Here is a 2,853-nt window from a genome sequence, read left to right on the forward strand (position 1 = left end):
GCTGAAGGCCGGCCGCGAGGCGCGCTCCGGCCGCAGCGGTGCGGCGGGCACGCCGCGCGGGCAGAAGCTGGTGGTCCAGATGGTCGAGACCTTCCGCGAACACATGCAACCGGCCTTCGTCGAAAGGCTCGACGCCTGGACGCTGCAGGAACAGTCCGGCATGGCCCTGCCGCCGATCATGATCTACGGCGAGGACGTGTCGCACATCCTGACCGAGGAAGGGATCGCCAACCTGCTGCTGTGCCGCAGCGACGCCGAGCGCGAGCAGGCGATCCGGGGCGTCGCCGGCTACACCGCCGTGGGATTGGCGCGCGACCGGCGCGCCGTCGAGAACCTGCGCGACCGCGGCGTGATCCGCCGGCCGCAGGACCTCGGCATCGATCCTCGCCAGGCCACGCGCAATCTGCTGGCGGCCCGCAGCATGCGTGATCTGGTGGACGCGTCGGGCGGCTTGTACCAGCCCCCCCGGCGGTTCAGAAACTGGTAGCAGGAGATTCCCAAGCATGAGCGACGTCCCCTCAGGGCTCGAGACCCTGGTCTTCTCGTTCACCGGCGGCCGGCCGGCGGGCAGCTTCGCCCCCGTGCTGGTCGGTGTGGTCGGATCGGGCAACCTCGAGGTGATGCTCGAGGCCGCAGAACGCCCGGATTGCGAGATTCGCGTCGTGACGTCGGCGCGTGGCTTTGGCGCGATCTGGCAGGCCGTGATGACCGACTTTCACGAGCGCCAGCCGCTGTCCGGCTTGCGCATCTCGATCAACGACATGGGCGCCACGCCCGCGGTCGTGAGCCTGCGGCTCGACCAGGCGGTGGCCGGGATCGCCGGAGGGCAACCATGATCAGCTTCGCAGAATGCTCGGCCCGGGAGCGGCTGGCGCGGGTGTTCGACGCCGCGACATTCCACGAATGGCTGCCGCCGACCGAGCGTGTCATCAGTCCGCACCTCGAACAGCTCGGCGTGCCCTCGGCCTTCGACGATGGTGTCGCCATCGGCCGCGCGACGCTCGAGGGTCACACGGTGTTCGTTGCCGCCCAGGAAGGTGAGTTCATGGGCGGTGGGGTGGGCGAGGTGCACGGTGCCAAGCTGGTGGGCCTGCTGCGGCGGGCGCTGCGCGACCGGCCGGCGGCGGTGCTGCTGCTGGCCGAGTCCGGTGGCGTGCGCCTGCACGAGGCCAACGCCGGCCTGATCGCGGTGTCCGAGGTCATGCGCGCGGTGCTCGACGTGCGCGCGGCGGGCATCCCGGTCGTGATGCTGATCGGCGGCGCCAACGGCTGCTTCGGCGGCATGGGCATCGTGGCGCGCTGCGCCGACCGCGTGGTGATGAGCGACATGGGCCGGCTGGCGATGTCGGGTCCGGAGGTGATCGAGGCGTCGCAAGGCGTCGAAGAGTTCGATTCCCGAGATCGCGCGCTGGTCTGGCGCACCACGGGCGGCAAGCACCGCTGGCTCAGCGGCGATTGCGACGTGCTGGTGAAGGACGACGTGGCGGCGTTCCGGGCCGCGGCCATCGACGCGCTCGACGCATCGCGCCCCGTGTCGGTGGGGACGCTGGAGCGTGAACACGCGCTGCTCGCCAGGCGGCTGCGGCTGCTGCCCGACGCGCTCGACAGCGACGAGGCGGTGGCACTGTGGGGGCTGCTGGGCGTGGCCGACGCCGCCCGCGTGCCCGACCTCGACGTCGATGCCCTGCGCTCCCTGCGCACGGTCTGAGGAGCACTGGAATGGACTGGAACACACTGGCCACGGCCTTGTTCGGCGCCGACCACGGCATCTCCCAGGAAGGCGATGTGTTGCGCGGCAACGTGCGCTTCGACGGCAACCCACTCACGGTCATCGGCACGACCAACCACGCACCGATCGGTGTGCGGCTCGCGCTGGAGCAGGCGCGCGTCGTGCTCGACACGATCGCGCAGCACCCGGGCCGGCCGATCCTGCTGCTGATCGACACGCAGGGTCAGATGCTGCGCCGCCGGGACGAACTGCTGGGGATCAACCGCGCGATGGCGCATCTGGGGATGAGCATCGACTTCGCGCGGCGACGCGGTCACCGCGTGCTGGGGCTGGTGTACGACCAGGCGTTGTCCGGCGGCTTCATCACCTCCGGGCTGATCGCCGATGCCTGCGACGCGCTGCCCGAGGCCGAGATCCGCGTGATGCGCATCCCGGCGATGGCGCGCGTCACCAAGATCTCCGAAGACCGGCTCACCGAGCTCTCGCGCAGCAACCCGGTGTTCGCACCCGGCGTGGAGAACTACGTGGCGATGGGCGGCGTGCGCAGGCTGTGGACGGGCGATCTGGCGGTGGCGCTGCGTGAGGCCCTGGCCTCGGCCTCCGGCGAGGACGTGCGCGCCGCCGACGGTCGGACGCGCGGCGGGCGCCGGCTCGCGGCGGCGGTGATCCAGCGCGTGCTCGATGCGGCCTGAACCGCGAGCCGGAGCGCATGGCGCGCTGCAGCGGGCCGTGGTCGGCACCGCTGTCGCAGCGGGCCCGGTGCATGGCGCCGCGCAGCGCATCGGCCGGGCCGCCACGGTGGCGCTGTACGAGGAGCTGGCGCTCTACCCGAAGCCCGGTCTGGTGTCGTTCATCGACCGCGGCAGCCATGCCGACATGGACGCCACCACTTTCATGCGCAGCCTGTTCGCGTTGCGACGCTACTTCCCGCAGGCGGCGGCGCTCGGCGCGCAGCAGGCAGGCTTCGACGCGCTGGAGCGGCTGGGCATCGACGCGGAGCGGCGCATGCTGTGCGCCACCGGTGGCATCAACACCCACCGCGCGCGGTGTTCACGCTGGGTCTGCTGTGCGCCAGTGCCGGCGCGGTGCTCGCGCAGGGCGGCCCGTGCACGCCGGCCGCGCTG

At 71.8% G+C, this 2,853-nt stretch carries 5 protein-coding genes; all 5 read left to right on the forward strand.

Annotated elements, in window-relative coordinates; translation table 11 throughout:
- A partial coding sequence (locus Y694_RS20995; RefSeq protein WP_036236270.1) for a malonate decarboxylase subunit alpha occupies nt 1–487 on the forward strand: 487 nt, incomplete at its 5' end.
- 16 nt (nt 488–503) lie between these two features.
- Nucleotides 504–836 (forward strand): malonate decarboxylase acyl carrier protein, encoded by a 333-nt coding sequence (mdcC, locus tag Y694_RS21000; RefSeq protein WP_036236272.1) that lies wholly within the window; start codon nt 504–506, stop codon nt 834–836.
- Complete coding sequence (locus Y694_RS21005) at nt 833–1,708, forward strand: biotin-independent malonate decarboxylase subunit beta (RefSeq protein WP_036236274.1); 876 nt, start codon at nt 833–835, stop codon at nt 1,706–1,708. Before mdcC ends, Y694_RS21005 begins: the two co-directional genes overlap by 4 nt.
- Nucleotides 1,709–1,719: 11 nt before the next feature.
- Nucleotides 1,720–2,421 carry a biotin-independent malonate decarboxylase subunit gamma gene (locus Y694_RS21010; RefSeq protein ID WP_036236276.1) on the forward strand — a complete coding sequence of 234 codons (702 nt, stop codon included), beginning with the start codon at nt 1,720–1,722 and terminating at the stop codon, nt 2,419–2,421.
- Nucleotides 2,422–2,458: 37 nt separating this feature from the next.
- Nucleotides 2,459–2,853 (forward strand): triphosphoribosyl-dephospho-CoA synthase (locus Y694_RS21015; protein WP_409072500.1); only part of this gene is annotated, 395 nt, incomplete at its 3' end.

The sequence above is a fragment of the Methylibium sp. T29-B genome, assembly GCF_000576225.1.
Classification (GTDB): Bacteria; Pseudomonadota; Gammaproteobacteria; order Burkholderiales; family Burkholderiaceae_C; genus Methylibium; species Methylibium petroleiphilum.

What these genes read in the sequence shown, in the direction of transcription:
- mdcC (WP_036236272.1), top strand. Translation starts at nt 504, where the DNA reads ATGAGCGACGTCCCCTCAGGGCTCGAGACCCTGGTCTTCTCGTTCACC.
- Y694_RS21005 (WP_036236274.1), top strand. Translation starts at nt 833, where the DNA reads ATGATCAGCTTCGCAGAATGCTCGGCCCGGGAGCGGCTGGCGCGGGTG.
- Y694_RS21010 (WP_036236276.1), top strand. Translation starts at nt 1,720, where the DNA reads ATGGACTGGAACACACTGGCCACGGCCTTGTTCGGCGCCGACCACGGC.